Genomic DNA, 22,235 nt, shown 5'->3' with positions numbered 1-22,235 from the left:
TTCAGTGTCATATGTTTATTTGGGAGAGTCTGATCTATCATGTGAATACCTCCTTAAAAGAAGGGCAGAGATCACACTAATACTATATTTTTGTGCAGGACTAAACGCAACTAAAACATAAAAAAAAGAATTTAAAAAATCATTTTAGGAACATCATACCAAATACTATGTGCAAGAGTAAATTCCAGATTGGGTATTTTGGGGGTTAAAAAACAGGAATTTACTTTTTCACTTTACGATATCGTTTCTTCATTGACATCCCAACGGAGCGAAAAACGCAACTAAACATAACAAAAAATGTCTGCGTAAGTTGGTTGATTCCCTTTGTGAGTTGGGATATAATGAGTATGAAAGGTGTGATAAATATGAATAATTCAAAAAGAAATATCCCCGAAAACCTTCGTCACTTACGGGCAATGCGGCGTTTGTCACAGGAAGAGGTCGCTGAAATCATCGGCGTTACTCGTCAGGCAGTGGCGAAATGGGAAAACGGTGATTCCCTACCTGATATCACCAACTGTGAAGCATTGGCTGATTTGTTTGACGTTTCTCTAAATGATTTGGTCAGATACAATGCTGAACAGCATGGTTATCCCATCGCCCCGAAAAACAAACATATCTTCGGCACGGTAACCATTGGCGAAAGAGGGCAAATTGTATTGCCAAAAAAGGCGCGGGACACATTGAATATGCAGCCCGGAGACACACTTGTGGTACTCGGAGATTCTAACCCGCTATCCCCCGGCATCGCTCTGGTACGCGACGAGATATTTATTCGTATGACCGGCGGAGCTGCAGATGGCTTGTTCAAAGTGGGAGGAGAATAAGATGTTGGATATATTGTCTGTGCGCGGACTTACCAAGCAATACCCCGGCTTTACATTGCGGAATATCTCGTTTTCGCTTCCGAAAGGTAGGATTATGGGACTCATCGGCAAGAACGGCGCGGGAAAAACCACAACACTCAAATCCATGCTGAATCTAGTTCGTCCCAGTAGCGGGAATATTGAGATGTTCGGGCATAACTTTTTTGAAAATGAAGAAAAATGCAAGCAAAGCATCGGTATGGTTTTGGGTGAAATTGACTTCTATAAGCACAAGAAGCTGTCATCTATCACGGCGGTGACAAAGCGCTTTTACCGTGATTGGGATGACAATGCTTATCAAAAGTACCTGACGGCGTTTTCCCTTGACCCGGAAAAGCGAGTCAAAGAGTTGTCCTCCGGTATGAAAGTGAAATTTATGCTGGCTTTAGCGCTATCCCATAATGCGAAACTGCTCATTTTAGATGAGCCGACAAGTGGCCTTGATCCTGTATCCCGCGATGATTTGCTGGAACTATTTCGTCAGCTTGTAAAGGACGGAGAACGAAGCATTCTATTTTCCACGCATATCACCTCTGACCTTGAAAAGTGCGCTGACGACATTACCTATATCAAAGACGGCAAATTGCTGAAAAGCGCGGAAAAATCTAAGTTTATAGAGTCGTTCCAGCATTTGAGGGAAAGTAGCGAGGACACCGCCCTATCTTTGGAAGAGATTATGATTCGTTCGGAAAGGAGCAGTTATGATATCTAATCTTTTATATAAGGAACTGCGCTTGGCAGCGCATCCCAACTTGTTTGTGTTTACGCTTCTTGGGGCGTTGGTGATTGTCCCGGCATACCCATACGGCATGGTATTTTTGTTTGGCTGCCTCGCGCCGTATATTACCTTTATGTATGGGCGAGAGACCAATGATATTTACTATACAGCACTGCTGCCGGTAAAAAAGCGGGATACGGTGAAAGCCAAATGTCTGTTGATGGTTCTGGCACAGCTGGCACAGTTAGCTATTTCCTTGCCATTTGCAATCTTACGCGTTTCAGTCTTGCCAAACGGCAATCCGGCAGGTATTGAGGCAAATGTTGCCTATTACGGTTTTGGTCTGATGATATACGCGGTTTTCAATGTGATTTTCCTTACGCAGTTTTTTGGCACGGCTCATAAGGTCGGCAAGGCGTTTTTGCTGGCGGTCATACCTGCCACCCTTGGCGTAGTTGCGATGGAGGTGCTTGTACACTTCCCAGTGTTCTACTGGCTGGATGGCGTTTCGGCTGAGGAAATGGTGCGGCAATTACCCATCTTAATCATTGGCATCGCTATTTATGTAATAGGTATATTGCTTGCCTATCGAGTGTCGGCAAAACGGTTTGAGCAAGTTGATTTATGAGTCTATCGTTAATTAGCAGGAGTGTCTTTATGAAAGAAAATAAATACGACAACGAACAATTTTTTGATCAGTATAGCCGCTTTCCTCGCTCTGTGGAGGGCTTGTCTGCCGCTGGGGAGTGGCATGAGTTAAAAAAGCTGCTACCAGATTTTATGGATAAACGGGTGCTTGATATCGGATGCGGCTTTGGCTGGCATTGCATTTATGCCGCTGAAAACGGTGCGGCAACAGTGCTTGGAACAGATATTTCTGAAAATATGCTGGCTGTGGCAAGAGAAAAAAACTCATATGCAAATGTGGAATACCATCGTCTTGCGATGGAGGATATGGATTTTGCGCCGGATAGCTTTGATGTGGTTATCAGTTCACTTGCGTTCCATTACACACCGGACTTTGGGAGTATCTGCGAACGGATATGTAAATGCCTGACAGCAGACGGAGATTTCATCTTTTCGGTAGAGCATCCAATTTTTACGGCATACGGAACACAGGATTGGAGTTATGATGAGCGCGGCAACCGCAATCATTGGCCTGTGGATAACTATTTTACCGAGGGTGCGCGCAATGCCGTATTCTTAGGCGAACAAGTTATAAAGTATCACCAGACACTGACAACGTATCTGAATACATTGCTGAAAACAGGCTTTGCCATTACTGGCATTGTAGAACCTAAGCCATCTAAGGATTTATTGGACACTGTGCCAGGAATGCGGGACGAGCTGCGCCGCCCAATGATGTTGTTGGTATCTGCAAAGAAAATTTGAAGTGTTCCATAGGTTCAAATTGGTGAAACGGAGGTGAACGCACTGTGCAAAATAAATACAATAATCACTTGGGCGGTGTGATAAAATCCGCTCGCCTAAGAAACCAGCTAACACGCAAGCAATTGGCTGAAAAACTACACATCAGCCAACGGCACTTGACAGCTATAGAAAACGAAGAACAGCAGCCAAGCTATGACTTGCTATTTTCGTTGATACGAGAATTACAGATTCCCTCGGATATGATTTTTTATCCGGAGCGGCAGAAGAAGTTTGGGGAATTGGATCAGCTTCAGCATTTGCTGAGGCAATGTGATTCCAAAGACCTCAACATCGTTATGTCAACGGTTCAGTCGCTGCTGGATAATAAATCAGACATGAGGTGATGATCTTATGGTATTCTACATAAGGCTTCAATCGAAGCAGAAAAAAAGCCGCACCGTGTGAAAAAGGTCGAATAGCGGCTGTCATAATATCTGGTAATCCATCAAAAAAAGTCCGTTCGTCATAACGGGCTTTTTTGCATATATAAAAGAACTGGCAGTTCTTTTAAGCAGGAAGTCACACTGCTGCTATGGCCTTTTCTACGGCGGCTCCATAGAGTCGATTGCCGTGCGTAGTGTTCGAATCCGGAAAAAAACAGATTGTCACAACCGAATATTACATAGAGCGCGGAGCTTAACCACGAAGGTTAGGTTCCGCGCTTTTTCGCTTTACTTTATAGGAAAGTTCTCCTTCGGAGAACTCTTGATATGAAAAGGGCCCGCATGGAGGCGGGCACAACAAGTAAACGATAGGTTTTAGAAGATATAGAAACCTTCAGCTCCCGGGAAGTCTTCGTCAAACTCATCGTCTTCATTTAAGAAGTAATCCATATCAAGCAAATCATCCTCACTCATGTGGCGGATGTCATCAGCGGTCATGCCTTCGGGTGGATTCTGTATATACTTGTTTCTGATTTCATCTGAACATTTTGACATAGTGTTTTCCTCCGTTTTATATATTTTATCACAGACGGAGGTGGTATGTATATATTTCATGCAGAAGAGAAAGTTGGGAGTCCTCCCATTGCCCTTTCATACATTTTGTCCAGAGAAATATGCTGATGTTTATGATAAAGCTCAAGAAAAATCATTGTCTCGCCACAGCATGGACATTTGAGAGGATCATAACCAAAAGAGGATAAAGTGCAATTGCGCCAGCGATTGAATGAAAGAATAACCTTATGTTTTTCTTTTGATATGGCAAGAGATAGCTTTTTATCACTCTCACGTGTTCTTGCATAAAGACCATAGTAGCGGATTTGTTTGAAGTGTTTTTCAGGAATGTGCATGCTTAGTCGTTCAATGAATTCCATAACAGGAATGGTTTCAACGACAAGTTTGTCATCCTCATGACGATTGTAGTGAAAAGTTACATTTTCACCGTCGTAATCGTCGATACGAGAAGTGGCAATAACAGGACGACCAAGATAACGGCCTATGTATTTAGTAACAACTTTAGGATTACACTTATTAGGTTTTGCATAGACATAGAATCCTTCTTTATGTTCGCGGTAGCATTTAGCCTTGACCAGTATAAAAGATGGCCCAAGCTTTTTCTCCATTAAGTTAAGGAGGGCTGTGCGAAAGGCGTTGCGAAGGAATGTGTAATTAAAGTGGGTTTTGGGACGCCAAATACCAGAGTTGCCAATGCCACCTTCGGAGAGAAGACAATGAATATGAGGATTCCATTTCAGGTCTCTACCAAAAGTGTGGAGAACAAGAATGAATCCAGGTGTGAATTTTTCGGCTTTATTGTCTTTGTGAAATAAGCGAAAGACAACACTTTGAACAGCTTCAAAAAGAAGATTAAGAAGTTTTCTATCTTCAAGAAAGTAATGTCTAAGTTCAGAATCAATAGTAAAAACACAGTGACGGTGCTGAGCATTGATTATCTTAAAAGACATAGAGGTAGTGCGGTCAATGGAATACTTAGTTCCACAGGTAGGACAGAAGCGACTGTGACAACGGAAAGGAACAAATTTAAGGGTACCACATTTGCCGCAACCATACATTGCCCCACCAAAAGAAGGGTCACCGCAGTTAATCATACGATTAACATTTTCAATGACCGACTTGCGAGGGTGTAAAGTATAAATCATTCTTTCATAGTTATCTTTAAATATATCCTGAAGTATGTTGCTCATAAGATTATTATGAAGGATTTGTAGCAAAAAGAAAACCCCCTAAATCCCCTCAAGATTGAGGGGTAGGGGAGTTGAAGTGTCGAAGACACTTTTTTATGCAATCAAAATGATAGGAGGTTAAGACAATGAGAGAGATTTGGAACTGGATTCAAGTGACATTTGCCGCTATTGGTGGTTGGCTTGGGTATTTCCTCGGAGGATGGGACGGATTTTTATATGCTTTACTTACTTTTGTTGTGATTGATTACATCACAGGTTTAATGTGTGCTGTGCTTGATAAAAAGCTATCCAGTGAGGTAGGCTTTCGCGGCATATTCAAGAAAGTACTCATCTTTTCACTGGTAGCAATCGGTCACATTATTGATAAAAACGTTATTGGAGATGGCTCTGTTATACGAACAGCGGTCATCTTTTTTTATCTTTCAAATGAAGGCATATCCATACTTGAAAATGCTGTTCATGTTGGTCTGCCTGTGCCACAGAAACTCAAGGATATATTAGAGCAGCTTCACAACAGAAGCGACAAGGAGGACTATAAATGAATCTACGCAAACTATTACTTACGAACAATGCCTGCTATAAAGCGGGCAAAACAATAACACCGAAGGGTATCATGATTCACTCAACGGGAGCTAACAACCCGTGGTTGAAGCGCTACGTTGGCCCAGACGATGGCTTGCTAGGAAAGAACCAGTATAACAACCATTGGAATCAAGACAAACCTGGAGGGCGTCAAGTTTGTGTTCATGCCTTTATTGGCAAATTAGCAGATGGTTCCATTGCTACCTATCAAACATTGCCTTGGAATCACCGAGGTTGGCATGCTGGAGGAGCTGCTAATAATTCCCATATTGGTTTTGAAATTTGCGAGGACGGTTTGACCGATGCCTCGTATTTTTCTGCTGTTTATAAGGAGGCTGTGGAGCTATGTGTATATCTTTGCAAACTTTATGGGTTTAGTGAAAGAGATATCATTTGTCATAGCGAAGGTTATAAACGAGGCATTGCCAGTAATCATGCAGACGTGATGCACTGGTTTCCTAAGCATGGGAAGAGTATGGACACCTTTCGAGCGGATGTAAAGAAACTATTAAGTGCCGAAAATAAACCAGCAGACACGGTGAATAAGAAATATTACCGTGTGCAGATCGGTGCTTATTCTGTTAAAGCAAATGCTGAGGCACAGCTTGCCAAAGCTAAAAAAGCAGGCTTTACGGATGCATTTATTAAGTATGATTAATCAAAAGGGCAAGTTAAAAACGGTGTTGCTTGATTTTCACAAAGTCTCTAAAATAAAGTATTAAACTATTAATTTATCTAGCCTGTGGGGGTTCTTCCCTTGCAGGCTCTTTTTTTATGCTCTGATTTAATTTAATTTTTACAAATCCTCAACTTCGACCTGTTCCCGCGGCTATTAGGTAGGAGGTGATTCTACGTGAATCAGCATGAGGATAAAAAAGTAATGAAGATCTCGGATGAGGTTATAGACAAAAGCATCGAATTAAAGAAAATGTCACAGGAGCAGCTACAGCGTGAGTTTGATTATATTCAGGCAGAGAAATTACTTAAAAAGATGCTTCAAAAAGGTTTAATAACGGAGGCAGAATTCAACAAGATAGACGCACTCAACCGCCAAACTTTCTCTCCTTTTTTAGCAGAGATAATGCCATGAAGTCGTTGATATATAAGGGTTTCAGAGGTAACATGTGACCTGCCAAGAAGGAGGTGAGAGGATGAAAAGGATAACGAAAATAGAAGGGAATATGGCCAATTCTTTTATTAAGCAAAAAACACGAGTAGTTGCCTACTGCCGTGTTTCAACAGATAGTAATGAACAGCTAGTCAGCTTGCAAGCACAAAATGCCCATTATGAGACCTACATAAAGGCGAATCCAGAATGGGAATATGCAGGCTTATATTATGACGAGGGAATCAGCGGCACGAAAAAGGAAAACCGCTCTGACCTACTTAGAATGTTATCAGACTGTGAAACTGGGAGAATTGACTTAATCATTACAAAGTCCATCAGTCGATTTGCGAGAAATACTACAGACTGCTTGGAGATGGTTCGAAAACTGATAGACCTTGGGGTTCATATCTATTTTGAGAAGGAAAACATCAATACGGGTTCAATGGAAAGTGAATTGATGCTCTCCATTTTAAGTGGGCTTGCAGAAAGTGAGTCAATTTCCATTTCTGAAAATACTAAATGGGCAATTCAAAGACGATTTCAAAACGGAACCTTTAAAATTTCCTACCCACCATATGGGTATCAAAATATTGACGGTCAGATGATAGTAAACCTCAAGCAGGCTGAAGTTGTGAAGTATATTTTTGCAGAGGTATTATCGGGCAAAGGCACACAGAAAGTTGCAAATGATCTTAATCAAAAGGGTATCCCTTCAAAAAGAGGTGGTCGTTGGGCAGCTACTACCATTCGAGGAATTCTAACCAATGAAAAATATACCGGCGATGTTATTTTGCAAAAGACTTATACTGACAGCCATTTTAACAGGCACACCAATTATGGTGAGGAAAATATGTATCTAGTAGAAAACCACCATGAAGCAATTATCAGCCATGAAGATTTTGAAGCTGTAGATGCCATTCTCAATCAAAGGGCAAAGGAAAAAGGCATCGAAAAGCGCAACAGTAAATATCTAAACCGATATTCTTTCTCTGGCAAAATTATCTGCTCGGAATGTGGCAGTACCTTTAAAAGACGGATTCATTCATCCGGTCCAAGAAAATACATTGCTTGGTGCTGCAGTAAGCATATAAGCAATATAACGGAATGTTCTATGCAGTTCATTCGAGATGAAGATATAAAGACTGCATTTGTTACGATGATGAATAAACTCATATTTGGTCAGAAGTTCATATTAAGACCACTTTTGCAGGGGTTACGTAACCAGAACAATGCAGCGAGTTTTCGTAGAATTGAAGAGTTGGAAACTAAAATTGTAAACAACATGGAGCAGAGCCAGATGCTGACGGGTTTAATGGCCAAAGGGTATCTGGAACCTGCTCTGTTTAATAAAGAAAAGAATGCACTGGAGGCAGAAAGAGAAAGGTTTCTTGCCGAAAAGGATCAACTTACTCGTTCCGTCAATGGCAATATTGCAAAGGTAGATGAGGTTGACCGTCTGCTTAAGTTTGCCACTAAGTCCAAAATGCTCACAGCTTATGAGGATGAGTTGTTTGAAGATTACGTAGAGAGGATTATTGTCTTTTCACGGGAGGAAGTCGGTTTTGAATTAAAATGTGGAATCACATTGAGGGAAAGGTTGGTGAATTAGATGGGTCACACACCCTATGGATATAGAATTGAAGATGGAAAGGCTGTTGTAGATGATATAGCAGCAGAACAAGTAAAAGAATTATTTTCAGGATACTTGGCAGGACTTTCTTTGAAGGGTGCTGCTAAAAAAGCTGGGATAGACTGCTATCATGCCACTGCAGGAAAGATGTTGCAGAACAAGCAATACCTTGGCGATGAATTCTACCCTCCAATTATTGATGAGGAGACATTTAAAAAGGCTGGGGTGGAAAAACGAAAACGAGCAGAAAAGCTCGGAAGGATATGGGAGCCTAAAGATGAACCGGAAAGGGATTACCCTGTAAAGTTCAAAGCAAAACCTCTGGTGCAAAAATATGAAGATCCATACAAGCAGGCGGAATATGCCTACAATTTGATAGAAAGCGAGGTGTAACAAGTGGCAGTGAGTAGGAATGTAACAGTCATTCCGGCAATTAAGCGAGTCGGAAATAATAAAAATAGTGAAAGCAAACCCAAAATACGAGTGGCTGCTTACTGCCGTGTTTCAACGGATAGTGAGGAGCAGGCTTCAAGTTATGAAATTCAGATAGAGCATTATACAAACTATATTAAGAAGAACAAGGAATGGGAATTGGCAGGTATTTTTGCGGATGACGGCATCACAGGTACAAATACCAAAAAGCGTGATGAATTCAACCGCATGATCGAAGAGTGCATGGCAGGAAATATTGACATGATCATTACAAAATCCATCAGCCGATTTGCGAGAAACACGTTGGACTGCCTTAAATACATTCGTCAATTAAAGGATAAAAACATCGCTGTATTCTTTGAAAAAGAGAATATCAACACCATGGATTCCAAGGGTGAAGTATTGCTAACTATCATGGCATCCCTTGCCCAACAAGAAAGCCAATCCTTAAGCCAGAACGTTAAGCTGGGTATTCAGTATCGATATCAGCAAGGTGAAGTTCAGGTCAACCACAAGCGTTTCCTTGGATACACCAAGGATGAAAACAAGCAACTAGTGATTGACCCAGAGGGTGCTGAGGTTGTTAAACGGATTTACAGGGAGTACCTAGAAGGAGCCAGCCTTTTACAGATAGCAAGAGGACTAGAAGCAGACGGGATTCTTACAGCGGCGGGAAAAGCCAAATGGAGGCCAGAAACACTGAAAAAGATACTGCAGAATGAAAAGTACATCGGTGATGCCCTTCTACAAAAAACATATACGGTTGATTTCCTTTCTAAAAAGCGAGTCAAGAATAACGGCATCGTTCCCCAATATTATGTAGAAAATAGCCACGAGCCTATCATTCCACGAGACCTTTTTATGCAGGTTCAAGAAGAGATGGTTCGAAGAGCCAACCTTCGTGGCGGGAAAGGCGGTAAAAAGAGAGTTTACAGCAGCAAGTATGCTTTATCGAGTATTGTTTACTGCGGACAGTGCGGTGATATTTACAGACGGGTACATTGGAATAACCGAGGTTACAAGTCTATTGTTTGGAGATGCGTCAGCCGCTTGGAGGAAAAAGGATCTGAATGTACTGCCCCTACCATAAACGAGGAAATATTGCAGACAGCAGTGGTCAAGGCTATTAACGAACTTTTGGCTAACAAAGAACCCTTCCTCTCAACGTTACAAAAAAACATAGCCGCCATACTTAATGAAGGAAATGATAATGCCACTGATGACATCGATAGCAAATTGGAAGAATTACAGCAGCAGCTTCTTATACAAGCAAAATCCAAGAACGACTATGAAGATGTAGCTGATAAAATTTATCGACTTCGGGAGTTAAAGCAAAATGCACTGGTTGAAAGTGCAGAGCGAGAAGGGAAAAGGCAACGCATCGCTGAGATGACGGATTTCTTAAATGAACAATCCTGCGAGTTGGAGGAATATGATGAGCAGTTAGTAAGGTGGCTTATTGAAAAGGTAACGATCCACGCTAACAGGGTTGAGGTGGAATTTAAGTCTGGAATTAGTATAGACGTTAAAAATTGAAATGAAAAGAAAAATGTTATTTGAATCTAACACCTTGCCGGAAATGCAGGGTGTTTTTCATATTACTTCTATGAGTCAATACAAATTAGTATATTAGTATTTACAAAATATAAATTAGTGGTATAATTTTCTATAGAGTAATAGCGGAGGTGTAAACTTTGAGTAAGAGCGTGACCTTTACAGTAGATGCAGATGTGTATGAAAAATTCTGCATCGCATTGAATTTAACAAATGAAACAAAAGATGCTGCAGTGGAAAGTTGTATGCGTTGGTATATTGCAAAAACTTTTGAAAAGGCATCACAAGCCTATAACCCAAAAACTGTAGCAAAACAGAATGAAGATACAAACAAGGATTTTTACGGAAAAGCAAATCAACGAATCCCAGTATGGGCTATAAAGCCGAATCAATATAACCACAAAATCATTCGTGCTTATTTTAAGGCAGTGGCTGCCACAGGTCGTGCTACCATAAATTTGATGGAGCGTTTATGCAGTGACGAAAACAACCCAGAACTGTATGTGCCCACTTTTAAGAATAATTACTCACAGATGAAGTTGGATGGACCTAAAAGTCACGGTAAAGTATTTGAGGATGACGGTGAAACGGTAACAATTTGGCACGAGGTAGAAGATACACTGATGAAATATAAATCGAGTTTTTGTAATTAAAAGGAGCAAAGAGTAAAGTAAAGGGGGTTTGACTTTGAATATAAACAAAATGAAAGATTTATCATATGATGAACTGCGTTCTTTATACAGAGAATTCTTATATAGCCAGAACATTTCAAAGTTAACAATCAATACTGCTTACACAGACACCTTCTACCTTTGGAGGAAAGGGAGCAAAGACCTGTTCTGGAATACAGTGACTGCTACTGATTTCGAGAATGAGGCGAAGAATTCCTTAATAAAGGCTCTTTCTGAGAATTCGACCGGCAATGTTAAATCACTTGTTAATAGTTACTTGTCTCATCTAAGAAGGTTCCGTTTACTCTTAGCTTCTGATGGAGCTGCCGAGCGATCAACGCCCAAGCATGAAAATACTGCTAATCGTACATATACTCGTAAGAAGAAAATGGATGTTGATGTTCCTGATCCATCAATTGAGCAGGTGGAGTTTTATCTTGCTAAGTGGGATGGCCTTGAGAACTACCACCTGCAGGAGGATGCACTTAATAAACTGTTCTTTGAGCTATGCCCGAAGAATACAGACATAATCGATGTTCTTTTGAAGGCATCAACGCTTAATGATTTTTATAGTACGAATATTTTCTCAATCTATCCAGTAGCTAAGCACATATGCGCTTTGGATATTGATGCGAGGCTTAAGGCTGGTGATGTTACTCTTGTTGGAGATATCCAGTATGTACCTATCGGTGATACAGAGAAGAGTTTTTACTCCTTTGCCACAAAGTATTGTAGCCATCACAATCCACTTGATTATCCGATTTATGACAGCTACGTCGATGAGGTACTTCGCTATTTTAGAAATCGTGATAGCTTCTCAGATTTCCAAGATGGTGATTTGAAAGACTATGTTAAATTCAAAGGTATACTGATTGATTTCCGTGCCTTCTATGGCTTGGATAAATTTAGCCTGAAGCAAATCGACCAGTATGTTTGGCAGCTCGGGAAGGATTACTTCCCGAAGAACTACGGAAAGAAAAAGAGAGGAGACAAGTATTTTGTCTTTAATCGATAAAAGGAGTGTGTTCGTATGGTAGATAATGTAATTCAAATAGTAACAGAGAAATTATCTTCTTTGCCTTGCATAGAAGGCATTGTATTAGGGGGCTCACGTGCAAGAGGCACCCATACAGAGGATTCTGATATAGATATCGGAATCTATTACAATTCAGAATCATTTGACCTGACAGCGATTAATCAAATTGCTACAGAATTGGATGATGAGAATAGAAACGACCTTGTTGTACCTCCCGGAGCGTGGGGTGATTGGGTTAATGGCGGCGGATGGTTAGTTATAAACGGGTATCATGTTGACTTGATTTTACGTGATATAAAACGGGTGGAACAAATAATCAAAGATACGGAGCAAGGAATTGTTACTGCCAATTATCAGACTGGGCATCCCCATGGTTATATAAGTGCTATGTATCGTGGAGAATTGGCGATCAGCAAGATACAATATGCTAAGAATGAAAGCTTATGCGAATTAAAAAATCAGGCAGAAATTTACCCTGGTGCTCTAAAGAAGAGCTTGATAAACTTTTTTATATTTGAAGCAGAGTTCTCTTTAATGTTTGTAAAAGCAAATGCGGGAGCAGAGGATAAATATTATATTGCAGGCCATGTTTTTCGTATTATTTCATGCTTAAATCAAGTACTATTTGCATGCAATAATGCTTATTGCATTAACGAAAAGAAAGCTATAAAACTGCTTGAAACTTTTGAATATAAACCTGAAAAATATGCCGAAAGGGTTAATCATATTTTTGAAGTACTCGGTCTTTCACTTTTTGAATGCTACGATATGACCGAGAAGCTTTATAAAGAAGTGAAAAAAATTGCAACGGAGATAAATAACTTTTTAAACGAGGGGAATTCAGATGAAAGAAAACAAATATGATGATAATATATTTTTTCAAAAATACAGTCAAATGAGTCGCTCACAGCAGGGACTAGCCGGTGCAGGAGAATGGGAAACATTGAGAAAGCTGCTGCCGGATTTTAAAGATAAGCGTGTGCTTGATTTAGGATGCGGCTATGGATGGCACTGTATTTATGCGATGGAACACGGTGCTTCTTCTGTTGTAGGTGTTGATATTTCTCATAAAATGCTCGAGGTAGCCAAAGAAAAAACACATTTTCCACAGGTTGAATATAAATGCTGTGCTATAGAAGATGTGGAATTCCCAGAGGAGAGTTTTGATGTAATATTAAGTTCACTTGCGTTTCACTATGTAGCAGATTATGAGATTTTAGTAAAAAAGATATATAGAATACTGAAGTCTGGTGGTAAGCTAGTTTTTACGGTTGAACATCCTGTTTTTACTGCCTATGGAACACAAGACTGGCATTATAACGAAAAAGGAGAAATACTGCATTTTCCGGTGGATAATTATTATTATGAGGGCAAACGGACAGCTGTGTTTTTGGGAGAAAAGGTTACAAAATATCATAGAACACTGACCACATATCTAAATACACTGCTTTCAAATGGTTTTATAATAAATCAGATTGTGGAGCCGCAGCCGCCGGAAAACATGATGGATATTCCGGGGATGCAGGATGAAATGCGCCGTCCCATGATGCTGATTGTATCGGCGAACAAAAAAGTGGATAGATAGAACTAAAACACCTATAAGGTATAAATGGAGGTAATTTATGTTTAAAGAAAAAATTATTATAGAGATGAAAGAAGTATTCAAAGAAATTCCTTTTGGCATAGAGCATACTCTCAAAGTTTTGAAAAATGCAGAAGATATAATGAAAGGAGAAAATATCGGAGAGGAAGAAAAAGAATTCATTAGTATTATTGCTATACTACATGATATTGGTGCGGTTGAAGCACAAAAAAAATACGGTTCTATTGATGGTGTCTATCAAGAAAAGGAAGGACCAGCAGTAGCGAAAGAAATATTAAAAAAGGTAGGCTATAACAAAAATATTGATAGAATATGCTTTATAATAGGCAACCATCATACTCCATCTAAAATTGATGGACTTGATTTTCAAATACAATGGGAAGCTGATTTGCTTGAAAATTTAACGGTTATGGATAAAGAAAAAGAACAGGAAAAGATAAAAAAGTGTATAGATGAAAACTTTAAAACAAACACAGGAAAAAGGATAGCTTATAATCGCTTTATTTTAGATTAGTAGTAGATTATTACAGTTATATATTTTATATCGCAAAGAAAAAATAGTAGTTAAGTTTAACCCTAGATAATAAGCAGCAAAGGAGTGCGATAAGATGATATCTAATAATACCTCCATGCCTACAACGGATGATGAGTTGCAAAAGAATACGGTTGGTGAGCTTAAGCCGCACAATGCACCGATCACTCTTGTTGAATACGATTCAAGTTGGCCTGAATTGTTTGAGCAGGAATCGAACCGGATTCATTCAGTACTCGGCAGCAAAGCGTTGCAAATAGAACATGTGGGCTCAACCTCGGTTCCTGGGCTTTGTGCAAAGCCAATCATCGATATACTGTTGGTTGTTAAGGATTCTGCTGATGAGTCATCCTACGTTCCAGTGTTGGAAGCGGCCGGATATGTGCTACAGATTCGAGAACCTGACTGGTTTGAGCATCGTTTGTTTAAAGGACCGGATACCGATATTAATCTGCATGTGTTCAGTTTGGGCACATCAGAGATTGATAGAATGTTACGCTTCCGTGATTGGTTGCGGACTAATGATACTGATCGGGACAAATATGCACAAGTCAAACGAAGCTTGGCAAAGAATAAATGGAGGCATGTCCAGCACTATGCGAATGCTAAAACATCAATAGTACAGGAAATCATGAAAAGAGCGAATAGTAATAATGCTTAAGGAGAGTGTCATGTTTTCTTGGTTTGTTATAGGAGGTTATATCAATGAAAAATACAGTAGATAATTTGTCGAAAAGTAAAGTTATTTTAATGTGCGGCCCTGCGGGAGCAGGTAAATCAACACTAGCAAAAAAATTTGAAAGTACCGGGATGACAATACTATCTTATGATGAAGAATCATTCAAACGAGGTTTGAAAGAACATCCTTTACCTCAGGAGGTTTTAGAAGATATTAAAACCTATCTTGATGAAAAACTAATTTCACTTATCATGCAAAACATTGATATTGTTCTCGATTATTCATTTTGGTCTAGAGAAATGAGAAATGAATATATTTCATTATTAAAGAAATACGACATAGAACCCAAAATCTATTATATAAAGACACCTAAGGAAGTTGTTATGGAACGTATTCGAAAAAGAAACGGAAATCATCAAAATGATATCATATTGACGGAGCAAACAGCTTCCACTTATTATGATCATTTTCAACCCCCAACTGCTGAAGAAGGTGAAGTTATAGTAGTCGAGGGATATTAATATTGTGGTTTTAGGCATGGAAATTGTACTAGATGATAAGTTTTGTCAAATTTTTTGAAAGATATACTTCCAACAAGGGGATACCAGCTTCAGGTGATATCATTATTGTCATCTCAGAGCAGATTGTTAGCGCGTATTCAGAACCTGTTAAGAAGATTTGAAGGACAACCAGAACTAGTAGATGGAGGCAGTTTTCTACTAGATCCAAACACCTATACTTTGTATAAGGACTCCCAATCATTATTGCTGTCATCTAATGAAGGGAAAATTTTATTAGCTTTAGTGGAAAATAGACCTGAAATTGTTTCTAAGTCTAGGCTGGGTGAACTTTTATGGGGAACAAACCAATATATTGATGAAAATGCACTTCAAGTAAATCTCACTCGATTACGAAAAACACTGCGGCAATTAAACCTGGATCATCAAATTGAAACAATTAGGGGTCATGGTTATCGACTCAGGAGGCAGGAGAATCAATGAAATGGATAAAGCAAATTTATGCATGTTTTAATGATTATAAATTATGGTTTCTAATTTTAATTGCTACGAATTTTCTGTTTATCTTTTTAGCTTGGTTAGCTTATCCAGAGACATTTGTGATTTTAGTAGGATTAATGATTGTTTTTATGTTAACAATGATATCTTTGTCGATTTTCATTATCATTAGAAAGCAAGTAAAAATAGACGAAGCTTTTGAAGACTTTTTGTTAGAGCCAAATGATACGAACGAAGAAAGATTATGCCAAGTATCCCCTGAGACACATTTGACGTATATCCGTAGATTAGGAAATGTTATAAGGTCCTATCAGTCTAAACTAAATGATCAAGTCATTGAGCTAACGGACTATGAAAGCTATATAGAAGGCTGGGTTCATGAAGTTAAAAAACCACTGTCACTAATGACGTTGATATTAGATAACCGTATTGATGAAATGTCACCTCTTGTTAGACGCCGAATGCTTCATGTTAGAGATCAAATGCTTGGAGACGTAGAGAAAATTTTGTATTTTGCTAGGCTTGGTGCTGCACATAAAGACTATAACTTTGAATCCATAAGCTTATTAGCATTTTGCAAAGAGACTATTAAGAATAATCAAACGCTATTAGATGAATCTGGGTTTTATATACACTTTACAGGTGAAGAAATGGAAGTTTTATCGGATCGCAAAGGTCTAACCTTTATGTTAGAACAAATAGTCGCTAATAGTACGAAATACATTACACAGAACAATGGTAGCCCTATGCTGAAATTTGAAACGAATTATGATAACGCGGCTGATGAAATTATTCTAAATATTAGTGATAATGGGCCTGGTATAGCTGAAGAAGATTTGCCATTTATTTTTGATAAAGGATTTACTGGGAGAAGAGGCGCTTATACAAGAGAAGCAACAGGTATGGGACTCTTTTTAGTAAAGAAGATGGCTTATGATTTAGCGATTCATTTGGATGTAAAATCAGAGCTTGGTTCAGGCCTGACTATATCTTTAATATTTCCAAATGTTAAAGAATAAGACATTAACCATGCCTTACTATGCCAAGGCTTAGATATTGAAATAAGGTAGAAAAAAGGGGGGGGTAAAAGTGAATAACCGATATGAGGATTATTATAAGTTATGTCTAGGTTGGTTTATTATACTATCTACTTACTTGCTGATAGATTTTATAGTTATAATAGGTGGATTTTGGAGATTGAATAATATTTTAGGGATTTTGCTACTTGTTTTGCCTTATACAGTTGGAACATTGTATTACTTACTATTTTGTAAAGGAAAAAGTAAAACTTTTTATGCATTAGGCTTATTTATCCCTACCATTGCAGAGAAAATTATAATATATTTGCTAGGTGCATATATTTATAATTTTAATATTCTAGATGTAGCAAGTGTTATGAATGGGATTGCTGATGGGAGAGAACAAATAAGGCGAGGACTTGAGAGTGTTGAAACCTATTATAATTATCTTTCCTCATTCTTTAGTTGGGGTTATGTATTTGGAGGGTTACTGTTATCTTTAGTTATGACGATATTACTAGGTAGATTTCAAAAGGGAGTAGTATCTAAGAGTTAACCAGAAGTGATACAAATCTTTTTCGGTATATGAAAGCTTATGATATTTTTTTAGAGGGGAATCTGTACTATTTTGGGCTAAGAAGTGTTACAATCAATGGGAAACCAGCAAATAAAAGAGAACATACTATTTCAGATAGACAAGTGCTGTTGGAAAATTTTTCTTTAGGTATTATTTGAATATCTTCAGGACCAAGACAAAGATCGTGTGAAAAGGGTCATTGATATTGATTTAAAGATGAAGAAGCTTGAGATTGAACAGTTGAATAAAGCTTATAACTGAGGGTAAAAAATAAAAATAAAAATAAAAATGAAAAAAGGAGAGAAAGGATATGGTTAAGAAGCAAGAAAATCAAGATATAGTGCTTACAGCCGAGGCTTTTATCGATACCCTAAAGGAGCTTAAGACGGAAAAAGAGCTCAAGAAGCTCGAGAAGTATTTCAAAGGAGAAGACAAGGAGACTCAAGCCTTAGGGGTGAAATTTGGGGATGTATTTAAAATCGCTAAAAAGTATAAGTCTATGTCTATTGAAGAAATTGAAAAGCTTCTCGAAAGCAAATACTACGAAATCCGAATGGGTGCAGTAAGCATTATGGATTATCAAGCCAAGGACAAGAAGACTACACCCGAGAAGAAAAAAGAACTCTTTGATCTCTATTTAAGAAGACATGATCGACTTAACAATTGGGATTTTGTAGATCGGGGAGCCTATAACATAATTGGAGAGTATCTGATTGATAAGGATAGAAAAATCCTATATCAGCTTGCCGAATCTGATGACCCCTGGGAGAGAAGAACGGCAATTGTCAGCACCTACGCCTTCATTAAGAAAGGACAGGTGGAGGATACCTTTAAGATTGCTGAAATTCTCTTATACGATGAACATGAACTCATCAACAAGGCTGTAGGTAGCTGGATTAGAGAAGCAGGCAAGAAGGACAGGGAGAAATTGTTGGCATTTCTAGATCAACACGGGAAGTCCATGCCCCGGGTGACCCTCCGGATGGCAATAGAAAAACTAGATCCAGAGCAAAGGGATTATTATATGAAGCTAAAACCATAGTTACAACACAAGGGGGTCACTTCAAACCGTCCCCTTGTGATCCTGGAGGGGTCCTTTTGTATTGGTAAATAGCATATAATAGTCTGACTAGTCTGGTTAAAAGGTTGGAGTTTTTCTAAAAATCGCATGTACTTGAGGATTTTGGAAGGCAAAATTACTGAATATAATCTTCCAATTTCAAATTCGGTCCCTTTGGGATTGATTTAGGTACTGATGGGGCAGTTTGTTTACAGAGATTATAGGAAATAAATTCGGATATAACTTTTTCTTATCTGGTCCAGTAATAAAATTTGCCCCTTCCTATATTTTTATCCAATTCTAAATTTTGTTACACCTACTATAGTGATAATAAAAAGTCACCATGGGAATTTTATAATAATATAGATTACCACTATGAATTCTTGGGAGATAAACTCAGTATAGGCAATTTCTGTGCAATTGCAGAGGGTGTTAAATTTATCATGAATGGAGCAAATAACAGAAAGGACGGTATTACAACATATCCGTTTAATATATTTGTAGGTGGTTGGGAAAAAGTCACACCAATAGTTGAAGAGTTTTTATTTAAGGGGGATACTGTAATTGGTAGTAATGTATGGATAGGTCAAAATGAAACCATTATACCAGGAATCAAAATTGGTGATGGTGCCATTATTTCCGCTAACTCAACGGTAGTAAAAGTGTTGAACCATCCGAAGCAGGGTTAGAGGAATTTATGAAAAAATAGGAGGGGAAATTTATGTATATAGAAAAGGTTATTAAAGAGATGAAAGAAATCTTCAAAGAAATTCCCATTGGAATTGACCATACTTTCAAGGTTTTACAAAATGCAGATGAGATAATGAAAGGTGAAAATATTGGAGCAGAAGAAAAAGAATTTATTAGTATTGTTGCTATACTACATGATATTGGTGCCGTTGAAGCACAAAAAAAATATGCTTCAATAGATGGATCTTATCAAGAAAAAGAAGGACCAGCAGTAGCACGAGGGATACTACAAAAGGTAGGCTATGACAAAAATATAGATAGAATATGCTTTATAATAGGTAATCATCATACTCCATCAAAAATTGATGGTCTTGATTTCCAAATACAATGGGAAGCAGATTTGCTTGAAAATTTGACAATTATGGATATAGAAAAAGAGCAGGCAAAGATAAAAAAATGCATAGATGATAATTTTAGAACAGTTACAGGAAAAAAGTTAGCTTACGAACGGTTTATTTTAGGTTAAATTTTTGCTATATATTAGTATTATTATATGTAGTAAAACTCCTTATAGATTGGAATTTGAACGGAGGGTTTTTACCTCATTATAGGCTTCATCGTTTTGTTTAAGTTCATCATTGCATTTGCATTCTTCAAGGTGTTTCTTCAACCAAAACCTTAAGGTTCCATTGCCCAGGTTGTATTCTCTCGTAAGACTTTTAATCCTTCTACCTTCCTCAAGATGTAGACAAATGATTTTTTCTTTTAGTTGGGGATCATACTTTTTTGTCTACATACTGTTAAGGGAGTTATGCATCGGCTTGTAATAACTATTTTTCCAGAAGAAAATTAATCATATATTCTGTTAAGCTGTTTAGAAAGTGAAAAATTGATTTATGGAAAACTTTTCAAGCAGTCTAAGGATTCTTCTATTGAGAAAGTTAAGTTTTATATATCAATGGGATTGACATTGTACTCAGAGAATATGGTGTTGAGTCCAGTCTTGTGGGATTCTTGGGATGACGGAACAAAAATGCTTTACACTTTTTTTGCAAATCTAAATGGGCCAGAGGCAGCAATCCAAAGTAAAGGTATAGGGATGCTACTGCGAAACGCTGCTAAAATAAAACCTAGTTATAATTATAGCAAGCGAAGTAAAATATATTTATTTAATCTTGTTAACTATAGACTTGCTCCCCCATACGACCATTTCTCCAAAATCAGCAAAAATCCGGTTGATTTGTTTCCCCATACGTCGGGGTCAAAAATCAACTTCTAACATCAATGCTATCAACTCGGCCCACGTGGAGACGGTAGTTCTTTTGTCCCAACAAAAACCGAGTGATAAAATTGAGGTCGATTTGGACTTGGATGAGTTGGATGTGACGTCTGCTGAGACGAAAGCGACTTATGCTGAGATTAAGGATTATGTGCTAAAGGAGCATGGATTGAAAGTTTCTAATCTGTATATTTCACAGGTAAAAAGGAAATGTGGACTTGAGGTTGGAGAGAATTTCAATTTGGCTAAGTCTGAAGATGCTAAGCAACCGAATTGTCCAGAAGAAAAGGAAAAGGCGATTCTGGAAGCATTGGAACACTTTGGGATGGTTAGCTAAGGCTGGAGGTGGAATGGATGAATTATAATTTGTATTATTATGATCCGATTCTTGATGCGGTAGTTATGAAAGATAAAGATGATAATGAACTGGTAATAGAATGTGCCAAGGCAAATGCACAAGTTGTATTTGATGAACCAGAAGATGAAGGCTATCTTGTGAGATTGGCAAGGGAAGAGCCGGCAAATTATGTGTCATATGCCTTGAAGCCTAATGGGTTACAGGGATATGTGGATGCGCTGAATGTGTTTAATTAAAGTAATGGTATTGGTGAATAGAAATTTGGTTATACAGTTGTATAAAAAGCATAAGAGCAAGAAATATGAAAAAGAAAAAATCTGATTGTGTTACCATGTTTTTAGGAGGTGAGACACATGGATAATAATACACAGATTCTTCGATTTGTAATTGAATATATTGAAGAGCATATTTCAGAGCGTATTAGCCTAGAAGAGGTGGCTAATGCGGCTGGCTATTCAAAATATCATTTACATCGTATGTTTTCAGTTGTAATAGGGATAACAATGCATCAGTATATAAAACGAAGGCAACTCACGGAAGCAGCAAAAAGGATAATTTTTTCAGATGAGCCAATCATTCAGATTGCTTTAGATGCTGGATATGATTCGCAACAGGCATTTTTGCTTGCTTTTAAAGAAATGTATAAGCTTACTCCGCAAAAATTTAGAAGGGTGCATCAGTATCGCCCACTTCAACTGAAATTTGAAATGAGTGGAAACCTTACTAATTTAAAAGGAGACAGGATTATGGATATTGAAATAGTTGAAAGAGAGGAACTTTGTTTTGTAGGGTATAAAGTAAGTACAAAAAAAGGATTTTTAGCGATTCCTAGATTATGGCACAGGCTGAACAAGGAAAAGTACAAAATAAATAATAGGACGGACGAGGATTTTATTGTTGGAATTAATGACTATTCAGGAGAAACCAATTTTGAAGAAGCTCATCCTGCATTTGATTATTATGCAGCAGTAGAAGTAAGCAAAGCAGAAAATATAGATAGAGAAATGAGCATATTTACTTTACCTCCTAGTAAGTATGTTGTGTTTATTTATAAAGGAAAGGCAAAGGATTCAATGGAACCAGTAATGGACTATATTTATAAAGAATGGTTTCCAAAGTCCAATAGTCAGCTGAATGAGCAAGCTAAGGCTGATTTTATCCGGTATGGTGAAAAAACAGATGAAAAAGGTGAAAGTCGCATTGAGGTCTGGGTTCCTGTCATTGCTTAAATTATTTAACTGATGAACT

The 22,235-nt window shown here is 38.2% G+C and carries 27 protein-coding genes and 3 pseudogenes; 27 read left to right on the top strand and 3 right to left on the bottom strand.

Annotated features, from left to right (window positions below; genetic code table 11):
• The first annotated feature begins 365 nt into the window (after positions 1 to 365).
• The 5 genes from EDD66_RS14270 to EDD66_RS14250 are packed head-to-tail and all read left to right on the top strand — an operon-like array spanning position 366 to position 3,359.
• Positions 366 to 827: a helix-turn-helix domain-containing protein gene (locus EDD66_RS14270; RefSeq protein WP_123610265.1), complete on the top strand. Its 462-nt coding sequence runs from the start codon at positions 366 to 368 to the stop codon at positions 825 to 827.
• Position 828: 1 nt separating this feature from the next.
• A complete protein-coding gene (locus tag EDD66_RS14265) occupies positions 829 to 1,578 on the top strand; it encodes an ABC transporter ATP-binding protein (protein WP_123610257.1) in 750 nt (249 codons plus the stop codon).
• Positions 1,568 to 2,212, top strand: coding sequence for an ABC-2 transporter permease (locus EDD66_RS14260; RefSeq protein WP_123610256.1), 645 nt, complete (start codon positions 1,568 to 1,570; stop codon positions 2,210 to 2,212). The genes EDD66_RS14265 and EDD66_RS14260 overlap by 11 nt, the downstream gene beginning before the upstream one ends.
• A 29-nt stretch (positions 2,213 to 2,241) precedes the next feature.
• Positions 2,242 to 2,976, top strand: a complete 735-nt coding sequence (locus EDD66_RS14255; RefSeq protein ID WP_123610255.1) for a class I SAM-dependent methyltransferase — start codon at positions 2,242 to 2,244, stop codon at positions 2,974 to 2,976.
• 44 nt (positions 2,977 to 3,020) lie between these two features.
• Positions 3,021 to 3,359, top strand: a complete 339-nt coding sequence (locus tag EDD66_RS14250) for a helix-turn-helix transcriptional regulator (RefSeq protein WP_123610254.1) — start codon at positions 3,021 to 3,023, stop codon at positions 3,357 to 3,359.
• A gap of 414 nt (positions 3,360 to 3,773) precedes the next feature.
• On the opposite strand, the gene EDD66_RS14245 is transcribed toward EDD66_RS14250, so the two are convergent.
• Complete coding sequence (locus tag EDD66_RS14245) at positions 3,774 to 3,953, bottom strand: hypothetical protein (protein WP_123610264.1); 180 nt, start codon at positions 3,951 to 3,953, stop codon at positions 3,774 to 3,776.
• Between the two features lie 56 nt (positions 3,954 to 4,009).
• Positions 4,010 to 5,161 (bottom strand): IS91 family transposase, encoded by a 1,152-nt coding sequence (locus EDD66_RS14240; protein WP_123610263.1) that lies wholly within the window; start codon positions 5,159 to 5,161, stop codon positions 4,010 to 4,012.
• Between the two features lie 125 nt (positions 5,162 to 5,286).
• On the opposite strand from EDD66_RS14240, the gene EDD66_RS14235 reads away from it, so the two are divergent.
• From EDD66_RS14235 to EDD66_RS14145, 19 genes and pseudogenes are all read left to right on the top strand, one after another.
• Entirely contained in the window at positions 5,287 to 5,703 is a 417-nt protein-coding gene (locus tag EDD66_RS14235) for a phage holin family protein (protein ID WP_015926184.1), read from the top strand.
• Positions 5,700 to 6,401 (top strand): N-acetylmuramoyl-L-alanine amidase, encoded by a 702-nt coding sequence (locus tag EDD66_RS14230; RefSeq protein ID WP_015926183.1) that lies wholly within the window; start codon positions 5,700 to 5,702, stop codon positions 6,399 to 6,401. Before EDD66_RS14235 ends, EDD66_RS14230 begins: the two co-directional genes overlap by 4 nt.
• A gap of 195 nt (positions 6,402 to 6,596) precedes the next feature.
• Complete coding sequence (locus tag EDD66_RS14225; RefSeq protein ID WP_083204125.1) at positions 6,597 to 6,833, top strand: SHOCT domain-containing protein; 237 nt, start codon at positions 6,597 to 6,599, stop codon at positions 6,831 to 6,833.
• A 61-nt stretch (positions 6,834 to 6,894) separates the two neighbouring features.
• Positions 6,895 to 8,460, top strand: coding sequence for a recombinase family protein (locus tag EDD66_RS14220; RefSeq protein ID WP_123610253.1), 1,566 nt, complete (start codon positions 6,895 to 6,897; stop codon positions 8,458 to 8,460).
• On the top strand, positions 8,461 to 8,874 hold the full coding sequence (locus EDD66_RS14215; protein WP_067424350.1) for a serine integrase family protein: 414 nt from the start codon (positions 8,461 to 8,463) through the stop codon (positions 8,872 to 8,874).
• A gap of 3 nt (positions 8,875 to 8,877) precedes the next feature.
• Entirely contained in the window at positions 8,878 to 10,449 is a 1,572-nt protein-coding gene (locus EDD66_RS14210; RefSeq protein ID WP_123610252.1) for a recombinase family protein, read from the top strand.
• 158 nt (positions 10,450 to 10,607) lie between these two features.
• On the top strand, positions 10,608 to 11,120 hold the full coding sequence (locus EDD66_RS14205; protein WP_015926178.1) for a hypothetical protein: 513 nt from the start codon (positions 10,608 to 10,610) through the stop codon (positions 11,118 to 11,120).
• A gap of 34 nt (positions 11,121 to 11,154) precedes the next feature.
• Positions 11,155 to 12,153 (top strand): PD-(D/E)XK nuclease family protein, encoded by a 999-nt coding sequence (locus EDD66_RS14200; protein ID WP_079764933.1) that lies wholly within the window; start codon positions 11,155 to 11,157, stop codon positions 12,151 to 12,153.
• A gap of 15 nt (positions 12,154 to 12,168) precedes the next feature.
• Positions 12,169 to 13,038 (top strand): nucleotidyltransferase domain-containing protein, encoded by an 870-nt coding sequence (locus EDD66_RS14195; protein WP_007897428.1) that lies wholly within the window; start codon positions 12,169 to 12,171, stop codon positions 13,036 to 13,038.
• Positions 13,019 to 13,759, top strand: a complete 741-nt coding sequence (locus EDD66_RS14190; RefSeq protein WP_032541185.1) for a class I SAM-dependent methyltransferase — start codon at positions 13,019 to 13,021, stop codon at positions 13,757 to 13,759. The genes EDD66_RS14195 and EDD66_RS14190 overlap by 20 nt, the downstream gene beginning before the upstream one ends.
• Before the next feature lie 37 nt (positions 13,760 to 13,796).
• Positions 13,797 to 14,291, top strand: coding sequence for an HD domain-containing protein (locus EDD66_RS14185; protein ID WP_032541186.1), 495 nt, complete (start codon positions 13,797 to 13,799; stop codon positions 14,289 to 14,291).
• Between the two features lie 94 nt (positions 14,292 to 14,385).
• The gene (locus tag EDD66_RS14180; RefSeq protein WP_123610251.1) at positions 14,386 to 14,970 is read left to right on the top strand and encodes a GrpB family protein; all 585 of its coding nucleotides are present in this window, start codon (positions 14,386 to 14,388) and stop codon (positions 14,968 to 14,970) included.
• Positions 14,971 to 15,014: 44 nt separating this feature from the next.
• The gene (locus EDD66_RS14175) at positions 15,015 to 15,509 is read left to right on the top strand and encodes an AAA family ATPase (protein ID WP_074441034.1); all 495 of its coding nucleotides are present in this window, start codon (positions 15,015 to 15,017) and stop codon (positions 15,507 to 15,509) included.
• 42 nt (positions 15,510 to 15,551) lie between these two features.
• Entirely contained in the window at positions 15,552 to 15,989 is a 438-nt protein-coding gene (locus EDD66_RS14170; RefSeq protein WP_123610250.1) for a winged helix-turn-helix domain-containing protein, read from the top strand.
• Positions 15,986 to 17,023: a sensor histidine kinase gene (locus EDD66_RS14165; RefSeq protein ID WP_123610249.1), complete on the top strand. Its 1,038-nt coding sequence runs from the start codon at positions 15,986 to 15,988 to the stop codon at positions 17,021 to 17,023. Before EDD66_RS14170 ends, EDD66_RS14165 begins: the two co-directional genes overlap by 4 nt.
• Before the next feature lie 70 nt (positions 17,024 to 17,093).
• Positions 17,094 to 17,579, top strand: coding sequence for a hypothetical protein (locus EDD66_RS14160; protein WP_123610248.1), 486 nt, complete (start codon positions 17,094 to 17,096; stop codon positions 17,577 to 17,579).
• 331 nt (positions 17,580 to 17,910) lie between these two features.
• Entirely contained in the window at positions 17,911 to 18,642 is a 732-nt protein-coding gene (locus tag EDD66_RS14155) for a DNA alkylation repair protein (protein WP_123610247.1), read from the top strand.
• A gap of 329 nt (positions 18,643 to 18,971) precedes the next feature.
• Positions 18,972 to 19,322, top strand: a pseudogene (locus EDD66_RS19035) (DapH/DapD/GlmU-related protein); the annotation flags it as partial.
• 59 nt (positions 19,323 to 19,381) lie between these two features.
• Positions 19,382 to 19,876, top strand: a complete 495-nt coding sequence (locus EDD66_RS14145; RefSeq protein WP_123610245.1) for an HD domain-containing protein — start codon at positions 19,382 to 19,384, stop codon at positions 19,874 to 19,876.
• A gap of 42 nt (positions 19,877 to 19,918) precedes the next feature.
• Here EDD66_RS14145 and EDD66_RS19030 read toward each other — a convergent pair.
• Positions 19,919 to 20,125 (bottom strand): annotated as a pseudogene (locus EDD66_RS19030) (transposase); the annotation flags it as partial.
• Positions 20,126 to 20,645: 520 nt separating this feature from the next.
• Between EDD66_RS19030 and EDD66_RS14130 the strand changes: the two are divergent.
• From EDD66_RS14130 to EDD66_RS14120, 3 genes and pseudogenes are all read left to right on the top strand, one after another.
• Positions 20,646 to 20,966: pseudogene (locus EDD66_RS14130) on the top strand (23S rRNA (uracil-5-)-methyltransferase RumA); the annotation flags it as partial.
• Positions 20,967 to 20,983: 17 nt separating this feature from the next.
• On the top strand, positions 20,984 to 21,223 hold the full coding sequence (locus EDD66_RS14125) for a hypothetical protein (RefSeq protein WP_123610242.1): 240 nt from the start codon (positions 20,984 to 20,986) through the stop codon (positions 21,221 to 21,223).
• Positions 21,224 to 21,340: 117 nt separating this feature from the next.
• On the top strand, positions 21,341 to 22,216 hold the full coding sequence (locus tag EDD66_RS14120) for an AraC family transcriptional regulator (RefSeq protein ID WP_123610241.1): 876 nt from the start codon (positions 21,341 to 21,343) through the stop codon (positions 22,214 to 22,216).
• The last annotated feature ends 19 nt before the right edge of the window (positions 22,217 to 22,235 follow it).

It is taken from the genome of Mobilisporobacter senegalensis, from assembly GCF_003752155.1.
GTDB classification, from domain to species: Bacteria; Bacillota; Clostridia; order Lachnospirales; family Lachnospiraceae; genus Mobilisporobacter; species Mobilisporobacter senegalensis.
Note: the sequence above shows the minus strand (reverse complement) of the source record. Positions and strands in the feature narration are given on the sequence as shown.

Coding starts and splice junctions, on each gene's coding strand:
- EDD66_RS14270 (WP_123610265.1), top strand. CDS start 366: ATGAATAATTCAAAAAGAAATATCCCCGAAAACCTTCGTCACTTACGG.
- EDD66_RS14265 (WP_123610257.1), top strand. CDS start 829: ATGTTGGATATATTGTCTGTGCGCGGACTTACCAAGCAATACCCCGGC.
- EDD66_RS14260 (WP_123610256.1), top strand. CDS start 1,568: ATGATATCTAATCTTTTATATAAGGAACTGCGCTTGGCAGCGCATCCC.
- EDD66_RS14255 (WP_123610255.1), top strand. CDS start 2,242: ATGAAAGAAAATAAATACGACAACGAACAATTTTTTGATCAGTATAGC.
- EDD66_RS14245 (WP_123610264.1), bottom strand. CDS start 3,953: ATGTCAAAATGTTCAGATGAAATCAGAAACAAGTATATACAGAATCCA.
- EDD66_RS14240 (WP_123610263.1), bottom strand. CDS start 5,161: ATGAGCAACATACTTCAGGATATATTTAAAGATAACTATGAAAGAATG.
- EDD66_RS14235 (WP_015926184.1), top strand. CDS start 5,287: ATGAGAGAGATTTGGAACTGGATTCAAGTGACATTTGCCGCTATTGGT.
- EDD66_RS14230 (WP_015926183.1), top strand. CDS start 5,700: ATGAATCTACGCAAACTATTACTTACGAACAATGCCTGCTATAAAGCG.
- EDD66_RS14220 (WP_123610253.1), top strand. CDS start 6,895: ATGAAAAGGATAACGAAAATAGAAGGGAATATGGCCAATTCTTTTATT.
- EDD66_RS14215 (WP_067424350.1), top strand. CDS start 8,461: ATGGGTCACACACCCTATGGATATAGAATTGAAGATGGAAAGGCTGTT.
- EDD66_RS14195 (WP_007897428.1), top strand. CDS start 12,169: ATGGTAGATAATGTAATTCAAATAGTAACAGAGAAATTATCTTCTTTG.
- EDD66_RS14190 (WP_032541185.1), top strand. CDS start 13,019: ATGAAAGAAAACAAATATGATGATAATATATTTTTTCAAAAATACAGT.
- EDD66_RS14185 (WP_032541186.1), top strand. CDS start 13,797: ATGTTTAAAGAAAAAATTATTATAGAGATGAAAGAAGTATTCAAAGAA.
- EDD66_RS14180 (WP_123610251.1), top strand. CDS start 14,386: ATGATATCTAATAATACCTCCATGCCTACAACGGATGATGAGTTGCAA.
- EDD66_RS14175 (WP_074441034.1), top strand. CDS start 15,015: ATGAAAAATACAGTAGATAATTTGTCGAAAAGTAAAGTTATTTTAATG.
- EDD66_RS14165 (WP_123610249.1), top strand. CDS start 15,986: ATGAAATGGATAAAGCAAATTTATGCATGTTTTAATGATTATAAATTA.
- EDD66_RS14155 (WP_123610247.1), top strand. CDS start 17,911: ATGGTTAAGAAGCAAGAAAATCAAGATATAGTGCTTACAGCCGAGGCT.
- EDD66_RS14145 (WP_123610245.1), top strand. CDS start 19,382: ATGTATATAGAAAAGGTTATTAAAGAGATGAAAGAAATCTTCAAAGAA.
- EDD66_RS14125 (WP_123610242.1), top strand. CDS start 20,984: ATGAATTATAATTTGTATTATTATGATCCGATTCTTGATGCGGTAGTT.
- EDD66_RS14120 (WP_123610241.1), top strand. CDS start 21,341: ATGGATAATAATACACAGATTCTTCGATTTGTAATTGAATATATTGAA.